This window comes from Burkholderia sp. ABCPW 111 (genome assembly GCF_000773065.1).
GTDB lineage: Bacteria > Pseudomonadota > Gammaproteobacteria > Burkholderiales > Burkholderiaceae > Burkholderia > Burkholderia savannae.
On the sequence record NZ_JPWT01000093.1, the window covers coordinates 21,157 to 40,419 of the forward strand.

The 19,263-nt window shown below is 66.6% G+C and carries 14 protein-coding genes and 2 pseudogenes; 8 read left to right on the plus strand and 8 right to left on the minus strand.

The genetic code is table 11. The features are described 5' to 3' along the window. The first annotated feature begins 136 nt into the window (after positions 1 to 136). Positions 137 to 1,984, plus strand: coding sequence for a S10 family peptidase (locus X946_RS21725; protein WP_038751853.1), 1,848 nt, complete (start codon positions 137 to 139; stop codon positions 1,982 to 1,984). Positions 1,985 to 2,371: 387 nt separating this feature from the next. Here X946_RS21725 and X946_RS21730 read toward each other — a convergent pair whose 3' ends face one another. The 7 genes from X946_RS21730 to X946_RS21760 all read right to left on the minus strand — a co-directional run bounded on the left by X946_RS21730 (position 2,372) and on the right by X946_RS21760 (position 10,180). Beyond that, the gene (locus tag X946_RS21730) at positions 2,372 to 3,166 is read right to left on the minus strand and encodes a sulfite exporter TauE/SafE family protein (protein WP_038751855.1); all 795 of its coding nucleotides are present in this window, start codon (positions 3,164 to 3,166) and stop codon (positions 2,372 to 2,374) included. Positions 3,167 to 3,642: 476 nt separating this feature from the next. Then, a complete protein-coding gene (locus X946_RS21735) occupies positions 3,643 to 5,085 on the minus strand; it encodes a DHA2 family efflux MFS transporter permease subunit (RefSeq protein WP_038751857.1) in 1,443 nt (480 codons plus the stop codon). 127 nt (positions 5,086 to 5,212) lie between these two features. Continuing rightward, on the minus strand, positions 5,213 to 6,349 hold the full coding sequence (locus X946_RS21740) for a glycerophosphodiester phosphodiesterase (RefSeq protein WP_038751860.1): 1,137 nt from the start codon (positions 6,347 to 6,349) through the stop codon (positions 5,213 to 5,215). A 363-nt stretch (positions 6,350 to 6,712) separates the two neighbouring features. Continuing rightward, positions 6,713 to 7,327: a LysE family translocator gene (locus tag X946_RS21745; protein WP_038751861.1), complete on the minus strand. Its 615-nt coding sequence runs from the start codon at positions 7,325 to 7,327 to the stop codon at positions 6,713 to 6,715. 283 nt (positions 7,328 to 7,610) lie between these two features. Beyond that, positions 7,611 to 8,138 (minus strand): GNAT family N-acetyltransferase, encoded by a 528-nt coding sequence (locus X946_RS21750; RefSeq protein WP_038751864.1) that lies wholly within the window; start codon positions 8,136 to 8,138, stop codon positions 7,611 to 7,613. Beyond that, complete coding sequence (locus tag X946_RS21755) at positions 8,135 to 8,722, minus strand: helix-turn-helix domain-containing protein (RefSeq protein WP_038751867.1); 588 nt, start codon at positions 8,720 to 8,722, stop codon at positions 8,135 to 8,137. The genes X946_RS21750 and X946_RS21755 overlap by 4 nt, the downstream gene beginning before the upstream one ends. Positions 8,723 to 8,947: 225 nt before the next feature. Further along, on the minus strand, positions 8,948 to 10,180 hold the full coding sequence (locus X946_RS21760; RefSeq protein ID WP_081989931.1) for an MBL fold metallo-hydrolase: 1,233 nt from the start codon (positions 10,178 to 10,180) through the stop codon (positions 8,948 to 8,950). A gap of 283 nt (positions 10,181 to 10,463) precedes the next feature. On the opposite strand from X946_RS21760, the gene X946_RS21765 reads away from it, so the two are divergent. From X946_RS21765 to X946_RS21795, 6 genes are all read left to right on the plus strand, one after another. Next, positions 10,464 to 10,910, plus strand: a complete 447-nt coding sequence (locus X946_RS21765; RefSeq protein WP_038751869.1) for a winged helix-turn-helix transcriptional regulator — start codon at positions 10,464 to 10,466, stop codon at positions 10,908 to 10,910. Positions 10,911 to 11,647: 737 nt separating this feature from the next. Beyond that, positions 11,648 to 13,246, plus strand: coding sequence for a DUF2957 domain-containing protein (locus X946_RS21770; RefSeq protein ID WP_038751871.1), 1,599 nt, complete (start codon positions 11,648 to 11,650; stop codon positions 13,244 to 13,246). A gap of 59 nt (positions 13,247 to 13,305) precedes the next feature. Next, positions 13,306 to 14,559 (plus strand): DUF2957 domain-containing protein, encoded by a 1,254-nt coding sequence (locus X946_RS21775; protein ID WP_038751897.1) that lies wholly within the window; start codon positions 13,306 to 13,308, stop codon positions 14,557 to 14,559. A 78-nt stretch (positions 14,560 to 14,637) separates the two neighbouring features. Continuing rightward, positions 14,638 to 15,462: an OmpW/AlkL family protein gene (locus X946_RS21780; protein ID WP_038751874.1), complete on the plus strand. Its 825-nt coding sequence runs from the start codon at positions 14,638 to 14,640 to the stop codon at positions 15,460 to 15,462. A gap of 115 nt (positions 15,463 to 15,577) precedes the next feature. Beyond that, positions 15,578 to 16,093, plus strand: a complete 516-nt coding sequence (locus tag X946_RS21785; RefSeq protein ID WP_038751877.1) for a hypothetical protein — start codon at positions 15,578 to 15,580, stop codon at positions 16,091 to 16,093. A 487-nt stretch (positions 16,094 to 16,580) separates the two neighbouring features. Then, on the plus strand, positions 16,581 to 17,597 hold the full coding sequence (locus tag X946_RS21795; protein WP_038751883.1) for a hypothetical protein: 1,017 nt from the start codon (positions 16,581 to 16,583) through the stop codon (positions 17,595 to 17,597). Positions 17,598 to 17,637: 40 nt separating this feature from the next. On the opposite strand, the pseudogene X946_RS36375 reads toward X946_RS21795, so the two are convergent. After that, positions 17,638 to 17,790, minus strand: a pseudogene (locus X946_RS36375) (NAD(P)-dependent alcohol dehydrogenase); the annotation flags it as partial. A gap of 829 nt (positions 17,791 to 18,619) precedes the next feature. On the opposite strand from X946_RS36375, the pseudogene X946_RS21800 reads away from it, so the two are divergent. Next, positions 18,620 to 19,263, plus strand: a pseudogene (locus tag X946_RS21800) (beta strand repeat-containing protein); the annotation flags it as partial.

The window sequence follows — 19,263 nt, forward strand, 5'->3', positions numbered from 1 at the left end:
ATTCCGTGCGCCAATGCTGCGCATGGCGAAAATGCTCGGGTGCGCGTCGCATAACGGTCGCATTCCAAGCGAGGAACGTCGATGAAATCATCCGTTTCAATCGGCGGAATTTATCGTTCTATTCGAGAGGGCAATAATGAAGACACAGAAGTCCTTGGAAGACGGTTTCGCGCTCAGATTGGGCAGGGCGGCGCGACCGGTCGCCGCTGCCGCCCTTGCCGCGCTGTTCGTCGCCGCGTGCGGCGGCGATGACGGAGGCGGCGGCAGCCCGTCGCTCGCGGCCGCGAACGTCGCGAACTCGGCGACGTCCGCGAACGCGACGACGGCCGCCGACGCGACGACCAACGCCGCGCTGCCGCCCGATCAGCCGTACATCGACAACGACGTCTACGGCACCGGCCCGAACGATTCCGTGACGGACGCGACGGAAGGCGCGGCGCTCGTGCACCGGCAGGTGAAGCTCGGCGACCAGACCCTCACCTACACGGCGACGGCCGGCCACCTCGTGACGATCGATCCGATCACGTCGAAGCCGAACGCGAAGATGTTCTACGTCGCGTACACGCTCGACAATCCCGATCCGAAGAAGCCGCGCCCCGTCACGTTCTTCTACAACGGCGGCCCGGGTTCGTCGGCGGTTTACCTGCTGCTCGGCTCGTTCGGGCCGAAGCGGCTGCAGTCGTCGTTCCCGAACTTCACGCCGCCCGCGCCGTACCGGCTGCGCGACAACCCGGAGAGCCTGCTCGACCGCTCGGATCTCGTGTTCATCAACCCGGTCGGCACCGGCTACTCGGCCGCGATCGCGCCGGCGAAGAACAAGGATTTCTGGGGCGTCGACCAGGACGCGCACTCGATCGACCGCTTCATCCAGCGCTACCTGACGAAGTACGCGCGCTGGAACTCGCCGAAGTTCCTGTTCGGCGAATCGTACGGCACGGCGCGCAGCGCGGTGACGTCATGGGTGCTGCATGAGGACGGCATCGAGCTGAACGGGATCACGTTGCAATCGTCGATCCTCGACTACTCGAACGCGGTGAGCGCGATCGGCATCTTCCCGACGCTCGCGGCCGACGCGTTCTACTGGAACAAGACGACCGTCAGCCCGAAACCGGCCGATCTCGACGCGTACATGGCGCAGGCGCGCAGTTATGCGGACAACGTGCTCACGCCGCTCGCGCAGGCGCCGAATCCGCAGGACGGGGGCTTCGTCAACGTGCGCCTGAACCTGAACCTCGCGGCCGCGCAGCAGATGGGCGCATACATCGGCACCGATCCCGTCTCGCTGATCCAGACGTTCGGCAATCCGGCCGCGCTCGGCAACGTGCCGTCGTCGGACGACAACCCGCCGTACACGTTCTTCCTGACGCTCGTGCCGGGCATCCAGATCGGCCAGTACGACGGACGCGCGAACTACACGGGCAAGGGCATCGCGCCGTACATCCTGCCGAACTCGGGCAGCAACGATCCGTCGATCAGCAACGTCGGCGGCGCGTACACGGTGCTGTGGAACGACTACATCAACAACGACCTGAAGTACGTGTCGACGTCGTCGTTCGTCGATCTGAACGACCAGGTGTTCAACAACTGGGACTTCAGCCACACCGATCCGACGGGCGCGAGCCGCGGCGGCGGCAATACGCTGTACACGGCGGGCGACCTTGCCGCGACGATGAGCCTGAACCCGGACCTCAAGGTGCTGTCGGCGAACGGCTACTTCGATGCGGTGACGCCGTTCCATCAGACCGAGCTCACGCTGCAGCAGATGCCGCTCGATCCGTCGCTCAAGTCGGCGAACCTGACGATGAAATACTATCCGTCGGGCCACATGATCTATCTGAACGATCATTCGCGGATCGCGATGAAGGCGGATCTCGCCACGTTCTACGACGGCGTCCTGGCGGACCGCACGGCGCTGCAGCGCGTGCTGCTGCGTCAGCAGAAGGCGCTGCAGTTGAAGCAGCAGAAGCAACAGCAGGGGCAGTGACGCGGGGCTAGCCGTTTTCGGCCAGGCCGCTCGCCGTCGTCTCGCGACGGCGGGCGGCCAACGCTGGGGGGCGGTGGCTTCGCGGCGATCGTTGCCTCGCGGGCGCATCGCGCTCGCGAGGTTTTTTTGCGTGGCGGTTGCGCGAAGGCTGAGTGGCTGCGTCGAGCCGCGTCGGAGACAGCGAAGGGACGAGGAGACGAAGGGACGACGGAACGAGGGAACGAGGGAACGAGGGAACGAGGGAACGAGGGAACGAGGAGACGAGGAGACGAGGAGACGACGGCTGCGAAGGGTGGCGAGGCGCAGCGATGGGCTGCGATGGCCGGCGCGGCACCGCACCGCGCGATCGCGGCGCGCCCGACCAACGCCTGGCGCGCGCGATGCGGGTCAGGAAAGCACGAGCTTCGCGCCGACCGCGACGAGCGTCGTCGCGAGAAGCCGGCGCAGCAGCCCTTCGGGCGCGCGCGCCGACAGATGGCTGCCGGCGACGATGCCCGGCACCGAGCCGATCAGCAGCGACACCAGCATCGACCAGTCGACCGAGCCGAGCATCCAGTGCCCGATGCCGGCGACGAGCGTGAGCGGAACCGCGTGCGCGATGTCGGAGCCGACGATGCGCGTCGTCGACAGCGCCGGGTACAGCAGCAGCAGGACCGTCACGCCGATCGCGCCCGCGCCGACGGACGTCAGCGACACGAGCACGCCGAGCACGGCGCCCGTGAGCACGGTCGCGGCGAGCGTGCGCGCCGGGCTTGGCGGCAGCGCGCGCGTGCGCCGCGCGGCGAATGCGGCGAGTTGCGGGCGAAACAGCAGAGACAGCGACGTGAGGAGCAGCGCGGCGCCGAGCACGAGCTGGATCATCCGGCTCGTTTCCTGCGAGTGCATGCCGTGCGAATGCAGGAACCACAGCGTGATCGCGGCGGCGGGCACGCTGCCCGCCGCGAGGCGCCCGGTGATCCGCCATTCGACCGTGCCCTTGAGCCCGTGCACGAAGGTGCCCGTCGCCTTCGTGATCGCCGCGTACAGCAGATCGGTGCCGACTGCGGTTGCCGGATGCACGTTGAACAGCAGGACGAGGATCGGCGTCATCAGCGAGCCGCCGCCGACGCCCGTCAGACCGACGAGGAAACCGACGAGGAGGCCGGACAGGGAGTAGAGCGGATCGATATGAGGCAACGACATCGGCGGAGAACGTTAGGCGTTTGAAAGCGACGGCGCGAGGCGAATCCGACATTGTCGCAAAACTCGCGAGTCGATGCGGAAATGCGCAAAAAGATCGGGGAAGAACCGCGAGGGCGTCGAGCGGACGAAGGCAGTCAGCCGCGCGCGGCATGCGATGCGAGATCGGGCGTGAAGAGGGCGGCGGCGGACGGCGCGGCCGCACCCCGCCGCCCGCGCGCAGCCGCCCGCGCGCAGCCGCCGGCGCCGGAGCTCGATCGCCAGCCGCGAACGATGCGCTTGGAAGGTGTCGCGCGGCGGTGCGCTCGAAGGCGAGCACGCACGGCGCAACGCTTAACCGGCGACCGGCAATCGGCAACAGACCACAGGCCACAGGCAACCCGCAACCCGCAACCCGCAACCGACAATCGGCAACAGGCGAGCCGCACCCCGCCGCGAGCGATGCGCGCCGCCGGCGCAGCCCGCGTGTTTCGCGCCACTCAATGCGCTGCGCCGCGCAGCTCGGCCGCGGCGTTCGACTGCGCGCGGATGCGCAGCGCGAACGCGAGGCACGCGGCGGCGGCGGCGAACACGGCGCCGCACGCGAACGCGACGCGATAGCCGCCGTTGAGCGCGACGGGCAGCGCCGCGTGCGCGGCGACGAGCGAATCGGTGCGCGCGGACGCGACGCTCGCGAGCACCGCGAGGCCGAGCGCGCCGCCCATCATGAACGAGGTGTTGACGATGCCCGACGCGAGCCCCGAATCGCTCGGCGCGACGTCGCTCATCGCGGCGAGCAGCACCGGATTGAACGCGACGCCCGCGCCGATGCCGAGGAGCGCCATGCCCGGCAGCACGTGCGCGACGAAGCCGCCGTCGGCGGGCGCGCGCGCGAAGAGCGCGAGGCCGATCGCGGCGGCCACGAGCCCCGCCGCGATCGGGCCGCGGATGCCGAAGCGCATCACGATCTTCGCGGACAAGCCGAGCGAGAACGCGGCCATGATGAGGTTCGCGGGCAGGAATGCGAGGCCCACCTCGAGCGGCCCGTAGCCGAGCACGCGCTGCATGTAGAGCGCGGACAGGAAGAACCACGCGAACATCGCGGCCGCCCACAGCACGCCGATCGCGTTCGCGGCCGCGACGTTGCGCTTCGCGACGAGCACGAGCGGCATCAGCGGATGCGCGACGCGCGCCTCGATCGCGACGAACGCCGCAAAGAGCGCGGCGGCGCCGGCGAGGAGCGAGACCGTTTGCGTCGACAGCCAGCCGGCCTCGTTGCCGTTCACGACGCCGTAGACCGCGAGCATCAGCGAAGCCGTCACCGCGACGGCGCCCGCGACGTCGAGCCGCGCGTCGGCCGCCTGCGCGCGCGCCTTCGGCAGCAGCGCGGCGGACAGCGCGTAGACCACGACGCCGATCGGCAGGTTCACGAGGAAGATCCAGTGCCAGCTGAGCACGCTCGTGAGGAAGCCGCCGAGCAGCACGCCGAGGCTGCCGCCGCCCGCGCAGACGAAGCCGTAGACGCCCATCGCCCTCGCGCGCTCGCCCGGCTCGATGAACAGATTCATGATGAGCGACAGCGCGACGGCCGACACGACCGCGCCGCCGAGCCCCTGCACCGCGCGCGCGGCGATCAGCACGGCCTGCGTCTGCGCGAGCCCGCACGCGAGCGATGCGAGCGTGAAGAGCGTGAGGCCCGCGAGGAACATCCGGCGGTGGCCGTACAGGTCGCCGAGGCGGCCGCCCAGCAGCAGGCAGCCGCCGAACGTCAGCATATAGGCGTTCACGATCCAGACGAGTGCGGTTTCGGCGAAGCGCAGGTCCGCGCCGATCGACGGCAGCGCGACGTTGACGATCGTCGAGTCGAGCACGATCATCAGCACGCCCAGACAGAGAACGACGAGCGCGTACCAGCGCTTCGGGCCGTGCAGGCCGTGTGTCATGGGGAGGCCTCCGAAGGAAGGGAGGCTGCATTGTAAGCTCGCTGTGAGGCGTCTTGCTGCCGGTTGCTGACAGGCGACGCGTCGTTCGCGCGCGGGCCGCGGCGACGCGCGGCCCGCGCGCGCAGGCTCACCGGCGGAACGTGTCGACGGCGGCGCGGCCGACCGCGGGATCGTCGGTGAAGAAGCCGTCGATGCCCGCGCGCAGATACGCCTGGATCTCGCGCACCGAGCCCGCCGTGTTGCGTGCGCTCGGCGCGCCGCCGTCCTTCAGCGAGCCCGGCAGGAAGTTGTTTTCCGGCCGGAACGTGTACGGATGCACGAGCAACCCCGCCTCGTGCGCGTCGCGCACATAGTTCGTCGGCTGCTGCAGCGCGCCGTCGGCGCCCACCGGAATGATCGAGGTCTTGTACGGCCCGAGCGCGTTCGCATACGTCGCGATCTCGCGCATCCCGCTTTGCGTCGACAGATCGCCGTAGGTGCGCGCATCGCCCGCCTTCACGAAGTCGTACGGCCGTTGCTTCGGCTCGTCCATCAGCTGCACGAGCTTCCAGTTCGGCTGGCTCGCGCCGATGCGGTTGCGGATCGCCTTCAGGTTCGCGACTTCGAACGACTGGATGTAGACGGTCGCGTCGCGCGCGGTGTACGGGTCCTGGCGCAGCGCGTCGACGAGGCGGTCCTCGAGCGGCAGGCCGATCGACTGGAAGTAGGTCGGGTGCTTCGTCTCCGGATAGAGATGGATCGTGCGGCCGACCTGCGCGGACATTTGCTTCGCGAGCGCGACGATCTCGTCGAACGTCGGGATCTCGAACTGATCGTCGTACGCGGTGTTCGCCGGACGGTACTGCGGGATGCGCTCGCGCGCGCGCAGCGTCTTCAGCTCGGCGAGCGTGAAATCCTCGGTGAACCAGCCGGTGAGCGGCACGCCGTCGATCGTCTTCGTCGCCTTGCGGCTCGCGAACTGCGGCAGCGCCGACACGTTCGTCGTGCCCGAGATCTCGTTCTCGTGGCGCGCGACGAGCACGCCGTCGCGCGTCGCGACGAGGTCCGGCTCGATCACGTCCGCGCCGTCCTCGATCGCCTTGCGGTACGACGCGAGCGTGTGCTCGGGGCGCAGCGCGCTCGCGCCGCGATGGCCGACCACCTGCACCTTCGCCGAGATCGGCTGCGTGGGGGCGGGGTCGTCGCCGCCGCAGGCGGCGAGCGCGAGCGTCGCCGCGCACGCGAGCGCGACGGGGGAGAAAGCGAACAAGCGCTTGAAGAACATGTCGTCGATCCTGTGAAACGAAAACGGGCTTCGAAAAAGGGTGGCGTCGGCGGCGGGCGTTTGCGCCCGCGCGCCGCGTGCGAGCGCGGCGCATTCCGCGCGGCCTGGGCCGGCCGGGATGCGATCGTCGCAGCGAATGATTACATATGTATTACGTATTGCTGTCTATTTTCGTGCGCCGGGCTGATGGCGCAAAGCCGGGTGCCGCGCGCGTCGGAACCGGCGACGAAGGCGCGGCGATGCGGATGCGAGCACGTCGTCGGCGCGCGCGAACGCGCGATGGGCCGCCGATCGAAGCCGCGGCGTCGCGCTCCATGCGAGGGAACGCGCGCGATCCCGTCCGGCTGCCCGTGCAATGCCGCGTCAGCGCTCGACGATCGCGGCGACGCCGAGCGCGATGAAGAGCGCGCCCGCGAGATAGCGCCCGGCGATCATCGCCGCGCCGCCCGGCGTCGCGCGTGTGCGCAGCGGATGCGCGAGCGCGATGCAGGTCAGGTCGGCGAGCGAGAACAGCAGGTTCGCGCTCGCGCCGAGCAGGAAGAGCTGCCAGCCGACGCCGAGCGGCGCGGCCGGATCGACGAATTGCAGCAGGAACGACAGATAGAACAGCGCCGATTTCGGATTCGACGCCTCGATGAGCGCGCTCGACGAGATCACGTTCCTCGGCACGGCGGACGGCGCGCCGTCGTCGCCCGCGCGCGAGCGGATGCGCTCGACGCCGAGCCAGACCAGATACGCGCCGCCGGCGACGCGCAGCGCGTGATAGAGCCACGGCGACGTGTCGAAGACGACGACCGCGCCCACCGCGACCGCGCAGATCTGGACGAATGCGCCGAGATGGATGCCGAGCGCCGACAGCACGCCCGCGCGTCGGCCGTGCTGCAGCGTCAGCGAGACCGTTTGCAGCAGCGCCGGGCCCGGGATGAAGCCGAAGCCGAGACAGGTGACAATGAAGGCGAAAGTCGGGTTGACCGTCATGGGGAATCGCTCGTCGAGGAAACGCGGGACCGGCCGGGCGGCGATGCTCTGCGGCTCGAATCGGCCACGGCGCGTATCGACCGACCGCGGCGCGCCGATGCCGCATGCAAGCGCGCCTGCGGCATGCGTGGCACGTGGTGCAATCTGCAGACGAAACGGCCGATCAGGCGAGCTTAAGGCACGGCGGCGTTGCCGGGCAATCGAAAGATGGCGGCGGGCACGGGACGGCTGGCGCAGGCGTCGCACGTGCGGCTGGCGCGGCGCGCGATCCCGGCGCCGCGGCTCAGACCCGCTTGTAGAAGAACGTCGTCGCGCACGGCGCGCCGTCGGGCATCAGCGCGTAATCGGGCACGACGCCGACGCGCTGCCATCCCGCGCGCCGGTAGAGCCGCTCGGCGTCGCCGCCCGTCACCGTGTCGAGCACTAGGACGGTCTTGCCAGCCGCGCGCGCGGCACCGTCGAGCGCGTCGAGCAGCCGCTGCGCGACGCCGCGGCGCCGCGCGTCGCGATGCACGAGCATCTTGGCGACGTCCGCGCGATGCGGCTGGTTTTCCGGCAAGCGCGTGATCATCTGGACCGTGCCGACGATGCGGCCGTCAGCATGTTGCGCGACGAAGAGCGTGCGATCGCCACGCGCGACGCCATCGGCCACGTCGCGCCAGAACGCGCGCGCCTTGTCTCGCGCGAGCGGCGCCATGAAGCTCACCGACGCGCCGCCTTCGACGCAATCGATCAGCACGTCGGACAGCGCGTCGATGCACGCGGCCGCTTCGTTCGGCTCGACGCAGCGCACGTCGATCGAGTCGCTCATTCGATTCTCCCGGCACGGATCGCGTTCGCAGCGGCGAGCGCGACGACGTAGCGCGCGGCCTTGCGGCCCGGATTGAAGAAGAGGGTCGGGCGATCGACACGCATCGCGAGACAGTCGCCGGCGGCGACGCGCCACGTGTCGTCGCCGCTCGTGATGTCCATTTCGCCTTCGAGCATCCAGATCTGCTGATGCCAATCCGCGTCTCGCTCGCCGGTGTCGTACGCGACGCGCTCGCCGGGCGGGAACCTCACCTCGACGAGCTGCAGCGGCGACGCCACCGCGGGCGACAGGCTGCGGCGCACGTAGCCCGACGCCGGATCTTTCCAGACCGGCTGCTCGGCGGCGCGAGCGAGCGGCGACGCGGCGTGCGCGTCGCGATCGTCCTCGAACAGCGACGCGAGCGACACGCCGAGCGCATTCGCGAGCCGTTCGAGCACGACGGCCGTCGGGCTGCTTTGCGCGCGTTCGATGAGCGAGATGTTCGAGCGGCTCACCTTGCTGCGTTCCGCGAGCGCGTCGAGCGAGTAGCCGCGAAGGTCGCGGAGGGCGCGCACGCGGCGCGCGATCAGTTGGTTGACGTCCATGCAATCCAGTATATTGGATAAAAATCCAGAATACTAGATGACGTGTCGGGCGATGCGATCACGTGCGCATCGAAGGCGCGTTCGGCGGCCGGATCGAGCGGATCGCTCGCGCGGCGCGGCGCGGCGCGCCGCGTTGGCGAAGCGCCGCGCCGCTCGCACCGTCGTACGGCCGCACCGCTGCACCGCCGCCCCCGGCTCAGGCGGCCGGAGGTGCGACGCTCGGCTTTACTTCGCGTCCTCGAGGCGGATCGTCCCCTTCAGATGCAGGGACTCGCCGTTGCGATGCGCGATGTTCGTGTAGACGACGCCGTTCTCGAAGTCTTCGACGTGCACGACGTTGTCACCGCTCTTCGGCTCGTGCCAATAGACCATGAATACTTGCGGCCGGATCTGCGTCGCCTTGTATTCGACGGTGTCGGTCGCGCCTTGGTACTGGCCGGACGTGCCGACGAACGTCATCGTGTGGTCGTCCTTGAAGTCGAGGCGAAAGCCGATGTCGCCGAACTGCACGAGCGCCTTCCTCCCCGCGGCCGGGAAGGCGGACGCCGCGCCGGCGACGGGCCATTGCATCTCGCCCTTGATGACCTTCGCGCTCATTTCGAGCGACGACACGTCGGCGAGGTTCGGATAGCGCGCCTTCATCGCGGCGATCAGCTCCGCGGAGTTTTTCGCTTTCGGGGCTTCCGCGTCGAACGCGACCAGATAATCGCGCGTGAACTTCACGGACGCGAGCGTGTACGGTTCGCTGCCGTCCGAATTCGCGAGGTAGTGGCCGGGCACGACGAGTTTCGGATGCAGCGCCGCGATCCTGTCGAGCGTCTTGATCCAGTTGCGGCGCGATTCCGGCGTCTGCGTATCGGCGATCCACACGTGGATGTTCGCCGCGACCGGAATGCCGCCGATGACCGCGCGCGCGGACGGGATCGACACGAACGTGCGGTCGGGCGACGCGCCGTCGAGCCCGACGATGCGCAGCTCGTGACCGTCGAGCGTCAGCTTGTCGCCCTTGAGCGGCTGCGGCACGACGAGCGAGCGCGGCGCGTTGTCCTTCAGGATCGGCCCCCAGTACGCGAGCTTGTCGTCCTTGTTCGCCCGGATTGCGGCGACCGTCTGCGGCGTCGCGACGATCTTCGCGTCCGGGAACGCGGCCTTGATCGTATCGAGGCCGAAGTAGTAGTCCGGATCGCTGTGGCTCACGTAGACGAGCTTGAGCGGCTTGCCGGTCGCCTTGATCTTGTTGACGAGGGCTTCTGCGTCGTTGCGCTGGAACTGCGCGTCGATGAGGATCGTGCCGGTCTTGCCGGTGACGATCTCCGACGACACGGGAAAGAGGCTTTTCTCGCCGGGGTTGTAGACGTCGATCTGAAGCGGCGCGGCGGCGTCCGCCGCATGAGCGGGGCTTGCGCCGAACAAGGAGGCGGCTGCGGCGGCGAGCGCCACGAGGGAGCGCATGAACATGAAGGATTCCCTGAGAGTATTGGTTTTGTGAAGGCGACGCGCGGGCAAGCGATGCGGCGTCGTCGAAGCAGGACGGTATCATCGAATCGGAATCTGGGCGCGTCACCTCGCTGAAAAGTTAGCAAAACGAATCGATGAATCGACACGGCACCGGCTGCGTTGCCGGTCGCTCCGAAAGCCGGGAAGCCTTGCGCCGCGCGCGTTGCGCGACGGAAGCGAACCGTCGTGCAATTGGTGCTAGTATCTGTGGAATAGGTAGTTACCGGTGGAAACTATAGACTGGATGGCAACGATGGGGAAGAACGCACCGAAAGGTGAGCAGATTACCGAGAGGAAACCTTCGCTTCTCGACGCGCTGCGCAAGGGTAACGTGTACGCGTCGGAATGCCCGACGCGGCTCGTGCTCGATCGCATCGCGGACAAATGGACCGTGCTGATCCTCGCGCTGCTGTCGCATCAGCCGCTGCGCTTCAACACGCTGTTGCGGCACATCGAAGGCTTGTCGCAGAAGGTGCTGTCGCAAACGCTCAAGCGGCTGGAGCGGGACGGTCTCGTCGCCCGCACCGTTTACGCGACGGTGCCGGTATCGGTCGAATATGCGCTGACGCCGCTCGGCCACACGCTCGCGCATTCGATCTCGCCGATCATCGTGTGGGCGGAGACGCACATTGACGCCGTGCTCGACGCGCGCACGGCCTATGACGCCCAGAAAAGCGGCGCGACCGACTGAGCGATCGCAAGCGTTCGGCCGGTTCGTAATCGGCGCCGCGAAATATCGAGAAAAATAAATGCCGGCGCAATGTGATTTTTATTCCCGACTGATGTTTTTTCTGGCGAATCGAAACAACGCCATTGTTTCCTGCATCGTACGAAACGAGCGAAAAATGCGGAAAGGGTTGCTTTGATGCGCCGCGTCATTCATCATGCTTGCGAGAAAGCAACGCGAAAGCTGTTCGATCGGAATTTGACATCGCCAAGTACGACGTTTGAAAAAACGTTGAGAACATTGAGTGGTCGAGGTTTGTCGTGGCTCGGATGTTTGGAACCATGTGTCGGTTTACACGGCCCATTCATCGGATCATAGTCATGGCAAATAAAGCAGCACGATAACTACGAGCGTACTTACGGAGACTGAGGATGATACGCACATACGAGGGGTCGGCGGAGCAGTTGTCTTTTCAAATTCCCATTCGGGCAGTCGTCGCGTGCATTGCTTTCCCGCGCAATCGCATCGCTAATTAGCCGTCGATATTCATTCAATTTCCGCTTGAGGGCGCCGCATCGCCATGCCGCGCCGCGAATCGGCGCGCGCATTGAATTCCGCGGGTCGATTCCGCACTGACCGCGCGTTCGCGGCCAAGCGTCGCGAATCGCCGCGTCGCCAGTCGGCGACACCGAGATACCAACCATCCGGCGGGCGGTAAGGTCACGCCGGACGAGACCGGATTCGATCAAAAAGGAGGGGTGATGTTTTGCATTCCTAATCTTCGCGCTGCCGTGTTGTCCTGTGTGGTCGCCGCGATGCCGTTCGTCGCCGGCTGCGGCGGCGGCGACGATCCCAGCCCGATACAGGTCGGGCAATGTTCGGGCGGCTCGTGCCCGCCGAGCGGCCCGAGCACGACGCCGCCCACGGTGACGAAGCTCTGCCCCGACGCACTCGATTACTCGACGACGTACACGGGCGGGTCGGGCAGCGGCGAATACGTGAAGGTCAAGTTCGATACCGCGAAGAAGACGTATCAGATGCAGTTCGTCGCGTCGTCGGTGCCGACGTCGGCGGGGCAGATCAACAACACGCGCGCCGGTCTCACGATCAACGGCACGTTCCACAACGCAACGGGCCTGCCGACCGCCGAGCAGAACCGTTGTGCGTTCGTGCTCGACAACGGCGCGACGAGCGACGGCGCCTATTCGGTGACGATCAACCGAGCCGATCCGCCGATGCTGTTCGTCGGCATGGGCGTCGTGGGCGGCGGCATTCCGGGCGCGACGGTCGCGTTCTCGGGCCTTCAGCTGTTTCCCGGCTTCACGATAGGCACGGTGCCGTCGCGCACGTTCGATTTCTATCCGTTCATCGGTTTTACGGACACCGAAACGGATTTCACGAAAGTAGCGGGCGCCTACAACGAAGTCGGCGTGCACCTGCTGCCGACGGGCACGTCGTTCCAGACGGCCGCGCCGCAAGGCTGGCAGCCCGATGTCGTGAACTGGACTCAGACGCTCAATGCGGACGGCTCGTGCACGATCACGCCGGGCAGCGACTACTCGTGCCGCACGACCGGCACGCCCTGGACGCTGCGCACGAACGCGGACGGCTCGCCCGACAACGTGTTCGTGAGCCATCCGCAACCGAACCAGCCGTATCCGTCCGCGGGGCAGGGGCAGCCGCTCGTGATCATCACGCCGAGCCAGGCGCAGGGCGTGATGATCGTCGGCAAGCTCAACGGCCGGCTCGTGCCAGTCGTCATTCGCGTCGGCTACGCGAACGTCAACGCGGGCAATCCGCTCGCGTCGGTCGCCGATGCGGAGATCGGCATCTCGGTGCTCGCGCCCGTCACGCCGCTCGCGGCGAATTCGCTGCAAGGCGGCTTCATCGGCGCGACGAGCGCGGTTGCGTGCGGCGTCGTGAGCTTCGGCGGCACTTCGAACGCGCCCGCCAACAGCGGCTCCGCGTTCGACAACACGACGCCTCATCCCGAATTGCCCGGCACGTATCACGACGGCTTCTTCTATCCGTCCGCCGGAAACTGCACGGACGGCTCGGCCGTGTCGACGCTCGCGGCGAACTATACGTCGACGTTGTTCCAGGGCGCGACTGCGGCATTTCTCGATCCGATGACGTCGTCCGTGAGCTCGCAGTTCTCGCTCGATTACACGCAGACGACGCCCGGCAAGATCAAGGTGACGGCGACGCGCGACTTCAATGCGCAAGGCAGCACGGGCGCGGTCGCGATCTTCAAGAAAGGCGACTACGGCTGGCTCATCAAGGTCGGCGACGTGTACGGAATGGTCGTCAACAACAGCCAGTACAACCCGTTCTTCACGGTCGGCGCATTCGTTCAGTAACGCATGACATGGCGGCGGCGCCGGGCGCCGCCGCGGACTTCACGATATCGAGGATTCCTATGTATTGGAGAAAATCGCTGGCCGCCGCCGTACTGGCTCCCGTCCTGACCGCCTGCGGCGGCGGGGACGATCCGCCGCCCGCGCCCGTCGTCCGTCTGTGCCCGAAGACGATCGATTACAACACCGTGTTCACGGGCGGCTCGGGTTCGGGCGAACTGGTCCGCGTGCAGCTCGACACGACGAAGATGACGTTTCAGATCACGTATCTGGCGTCGCCGGTGCCGGCGGCGACGGGCACCGTGCAGCCGACGCGCGATACGCCGCCGAACAACGTCGTGACGGGCACGCTGACGGACGAAACGGGGCTGCCGACCGAAAAGCTGAATCAGTGCACGTTCCGGCTGAACAACGCGAGCCTCGATCCGAACCGTCCGGCGCGGGTGTTTCTCGGCGAAGGCGTGCTGGGCGGCGCGATACCCGGCGCGACGATCCAGTTCGGCGGCGTGATCGGCGTCGGCCAGATTCCGAAGACGACGTTCCCTTACTACCCGTTCATCAGCTTCTCCGATCAGGAAACCGATCTTTCGAAGATCGCGGGCAACTACAACCAGCTCGGCTATCACCAGGTGCCGTCGCAAAACTTCGCGCCGGCGGCGGTCGACGCGAAGGTCACGATCAACGCGGACGGCACGTACGTCGAGACTGACAACTTCGGCAAGAAGAACGGCGGCCAGCCGCTCGCATCGAGCGCGACCGTCAATCAGAAACTGACGCTGCGCGCGGACGCGCCGGCGTTCCAGTCGCTCAACTATCAGCCGCAGATTGCGGCGACGCTGCCGTCGCTCGATCCGACGAAGGCGGGCAAGGGCATCCTGATCGTTGGCAAGCTGCGCAATCAGCTGGTGCCGATCTTCATCCGCACCGGCGCGGCGAATGCCGACCTGACGCAAGGCTCGCCCGTCGCGGACGACGAATCAGGGATCTCGATCCTCAGCCCGCAGGCGACGATCGCGTCGGGCTCGCAGAACGGCGAGTACACGGGGGTCGACAGCGTGCTCGACTACCGTGCGACGGCGCTCGTCGGCGCGCAGGCGACGCTGCTCGATCCGTTCCATGCGTCGCAGGTCGCGCTCACGCGCTCGCTCGATCTCGATTACACGCAGGCCGTGCCGGGCGTCGTCACGACGGTCCAGACGAATGCCGCGTCGGGGCCGCCTACCGGCAAGTTCATCTTCACGGGCGGCGTGTTCGGCTTTCTCGACATGAGCGACGTCAACAACCCGTATTTCACGGTGGGCGCGTTCGTGCAGTGAACGCCGCGCGCAACAGGAGACACACGGCGACGCGCGGCTTGCAGCCCGCGTCGACCGACCGGAGTATCAGGAGACTTCATGAAGAAGCTGATTGCCGCGTGCGTCGTTGCCGGTGCATCGACGAGCGCTTTCGCGCAGGGGGCGGGCGATTTGGTCGCGACGCTCGGCTGGCTGCACGTGATGCCGCAGGATTCGACCAACGGCCTCACCACCAACGTCGTCAATTCGCCGATCAACGGGCCGCTGCGGCTGCCGGGATCGTTCACGTCACCGGGCACGAGCCTCACGGTCAACAACGCGGACACGGTAGGCCTCACGTTCACGTACTTCTTCACCGACCATATCGCGGTGACGTCCGTGCTCGGGATTCCGCCGGAGTTCGCACTGACGGGGCATGGCGTCATCCGGCCGCCCGGTCCGTCCGGATCGCTCGGCAGCGTCGATCTCGGCAATCCGGCGAATCAGCCCGCCGTGAAAAATGCGCGGCAATGGAGCCCGACGATCATCTTGAACTACTACTTCAATTCGCCGACCGCGAAGTTCCGGCCGTTCGTCGGCATCGGCCTGGCGTACAGCTGGTTCTCGAACATCGAGCTCAACGGCAATTTCGCGAAGGACATCAACGACAACCTCGGCAGCGTGCTCGCGGCGGGCGCCGGCAAGCCGGGGCCGACGTCGGTCGAGGGGAAGGCTTCGTCGTCGTTCACGCCGGTCTACAACCTCGGCGCGAGCTATGCGTTCGCGAAGAACTGGGCGCTGACGGCGACGCTGTCGTACATGCCGCTCAAGACGTACTCGTCGCTCGTCATCAAGGCGGCCGACGGCACGACGCTCGCGACGACGCGCACGCGGCTGAAGGCCGATCCGCTCATCACGTTCGTCGGGATTTCCTACAAGTTCTGAGCCATGGGCGCGCGGCGCCGGCGCCCGGGCTTCCTGTGACCGAGCGGTCGCGATTCGTCGGCTGCGACGTCACGTCACTGGCGGCATGCCGCCATTCGTCAAGTGAGGCAGACCCATGCGTAACCGTAAATTTGTTCCGTTCGTTGTCGCGTTGGCATTCGCAGCGGCCGCAGCTACGCCAGCGCTCGCCGTCACCGTATCTCGCGTCGACGGGCAGCCGATGAATCCGAACGGCGAGCCGTTCTCGGCGACGTCGTCTCCCAACGAAACGCTGCTGACCAAGGGCTCGATTTCCGCGAACTGCGTCGCGACGTTCAACGGCACGATCACGCCCGCGGGCATCGTCAACATCACGTCGACGACGTTTACCGGCAGCAACAGCCTGTGCGGGCTCATCAAGGGCAGCGCGAGCGGCACGAGTCCGTGGACGGGCCAGGCCGACAGCGCGACGCAACTGACGATCAACAACGCGCAGGTCAACGTGACGCTGCTCGGCCAGTGCGGCCCGAGCAAGATCGTCACGACGTGGAGCGATGCGAATTCGTCGCTGACCTTCAGCAATGCGGTGCTGACGCCGGACTGCAAGGTAACGGGGACGGTCGTGACGTCGCCGAAGTTCCGCGTGCAGTAATTCGCGTTCGTCGGGGTTCCTGCGTGCGGCGGCTCGTCGATCATGAGCCGCTGCGCGTGCATTGCGCGAACGCGGCCGCCAGGAGCCGCCGCGTTCGCGAGACGAAGTGCGACCGAAAGGCCGCCTGACGCGAGGGCAGCCGCGCATGCCGTTATGCCGGGATGCGCGGCCCGGCGAGCATCGCGATCGCGCTGAAGGGGTAGGCGCGTGGGGCCGCGATGCGCGTCGCGCGATGCGTGCGCGGGTGGCGCGCAGGCGCGCGAAACGGGTGCGAAGGCGAAACAGCCGTCGCGCCGGCGTTTCGGAGCCCGATCGAAAGCGGGGCGGCCGTCGTCGAAAAGAATGGGGCGACGCGTTCGCGCATCGACGCGGCGCGCGGAGTCGAGCCTTCGACGCATGGGCGAAGGCGGCTCGTGCGCGACGTGCAGCGACAGTTGCCGTCGCCCGAGTGCGGACACGATCCGCATCGCTATTTCTCGGATGACCCATGCCTGACAATCATAATCATCGCGTCGACGCCCAAGGCCTGTCGCTCGGCAGCTTGCGCACGGCAGCATGGCTTCGGCATCTCCTCGATCATGCGGAGTGCTTCGCATCCTCGGCGGCGGCGAGCCGCGAGGCGCGCATCGCAACCGCCGCGCGCGACACGCTCGCGCGGGCGGGCGCGAACGCGCGACACGGCCCGGCGGCCGCCGCCGATCTTCTGAACGAACTGCTTGCGGCGCTGCAAGGCGGCGTGTCTGCGGACACGGCGCTCGCCACGGCTTTCGGCACATTCGAGCGCATGCCGACGAAGCGGCTGCTTGCGGCCGTGGATCGCCATCTGCCCGGTTCGAAAGCCGTGTTCGACGGCGCGTATGGCGTTGCCGACGCGTGCGGCTACGTCGGTCCCGAAATCGGCTGGGCCGCGCTCGACTCAATCGAGTTCGGCGTCGGGCGCGGGCTCGCCACGGACAGCGAAGTCGCCGAAGACGCGATGCGCGGTCTGGTGCGCTTCGACGGACGGGCGGCGGGCCGCGTGATCGACCGTGCGATCGGACGCATGTGGGGCGCGGACGAAAAGAGCATCGACGCGATGGCTGCACTCGCGGCGTTTTCGGCAACGCTCGCGGCGAACGTGCCCATCACGCTCGCCGCGTACGGCGGCGAACACAATGGCGTTGCGGCCGCGATTCGCGGCGAGCGACAGGATCTCGCTTCGACCGAGGGGCTGCTCGCCGCGCTCGCCGTCTGCCGGCTCGATCGCCTGACGGGCGCCGGCAGCTTCTGGGCGTGCTACCTGCTCGCGGGCGTGATGATCGCGGCGCCCGACATCGTGACTGCGATGGCTCGCCGCTTTCATGGCGACGCGCTGAACGCGTGGCTCGCTGCGCTTCTCGCCTCGCCCGCGCACAGCGAGGTCGGCGGTGCGGGCGCGGCTGCGCTTGCGCGGTTGTCCGCAACGATGAGCTTCACGTCGCGGTACAACCCGATCGTTCACACGAAGCGCAGATCGATGCGCTGAGTGCCGAGCCGGCCGCGCGGGCGGCCCACGCGGTTCGCGCTCAGATCGACGGGCCGATCTTGTCGAAGTGTCTGCCGGCCGCTTGGCGGCGAAACGCGCCGGCGATGTCGTCGAGCGCGAACGTGCGATCGATCGCCGGCTTGATGCCGGTCGCATCGATCGTGCGCGCCACGTCGATCTGATCCTTCGTGCTTCTCGCGAGCCCTGTCGTCGGATCGCCGGGTGCGATGTTCGGCGCGCGATCTTGATGAAGATGTCCGTTTCGTGAACGGCATCGAATTCGGTCGATTTTTTTTGAGCTAAATCACGAACCTTGGGAGGAGTCAAGTCGACATTTTTTATTCAATTCAAAGTGCATTTCATGTGGAAGAAGAAAGAATGTCGAGCGAATGAAATCGATATTTCATTTCGACATGAAAGATGATGGCTGGCGGTCGCCGATTGAATGTGTGCGGGCGAGTGGGCGTGCAAACGTCGCCGCATGTGCGGCCGTGCCTGACCATGTCGTAGATCGTCTGGGCGACGGAGCCGTGAGGAAGAGGCAGGGATGTTCGAGTCTCCGGATCTTTCTGGCCGCGCGGGAAGGAGTTTTGCTTCGCTCCGAGTGCCCTGCCATCCCCAACGGATCTGCGTAATGAGAGGCCGATCCTCGATCCTGACGATGATCGCACGTCGTCGTCTCGAGGGAGTGGCGAAGGACATATTTTTCATGAAATATCAATGCAATTTTTTATTGAATTTTCATTGGATTTTTAAGGAATTTATGTATGCATTGAATAATGACATTTCTTGAGATTGAATGTAACGGAATGCAATGCATTGTTACGTTACGGCGTTCGTAACGACTGTATGGCGACACGTTAACTATGCTGCCCGTTCGACATATCGAGCAATTAAATTCGCCGACGATTTGCATTTTTGAAGAAAACAGTGGGCGATCGACTCGGCGCACATGCTGGCATGCTCCGTGCGATGACCTCCGCGCCGTAATGACGGCGGTACCTATCCACACGAGGTCACATATGAAACAAAACTTCAAGTTGACGAGCATTGCACTGTCCGCAGCAGTCGCGTTTGGGGTCGCGGCTGCGACGCCGGCCGTCGCAGGGGGGCTGAATACTCTTCCGGTCTCCGCATCGACCGGCGATCTCGGCAGCGCCGGCTCCGGCGGCGCGACATTGGCGCTCGCAGGCGACGCGCAGCATGGGGCGATCCATGCCGGCGCGCTCGGTTCGGCCGACGCGTCGATCAGCAGCGGCGCACTCGACAGCTTGGCGGGCGCGCTCGCGAACGCGGTGAGCCACAACCCCGTTCAGGGCGTCGTGAGCAACGCGGCCGGCACGCTGACGAATCTGGCGAACAACAACCCGCTGCCGGGCGCACTGAGCAACGCCGCAAGCGCGCTGCAAAACGCAGTGGAGAACAACCCGCTGCCCAGCGTCGCGAACAACGCGGTGGGCACGCTGACGAATCTGGCGAACAACAACCCGCTGCCGGGCGCGCTGAGCAACGCCGCGAGCACGCTGCAAAACGCGGTGGCGAACAACCCGCTGCCCGGTGTCGCGAGCAACGCGGTGGGCACGCTGACGAATCTGGCGAACAACAATCCGCTGCCGGGCGCGCTGAGCACCGCCGCAAGCACGCTGCAAAACGCGGTGGCGAACAA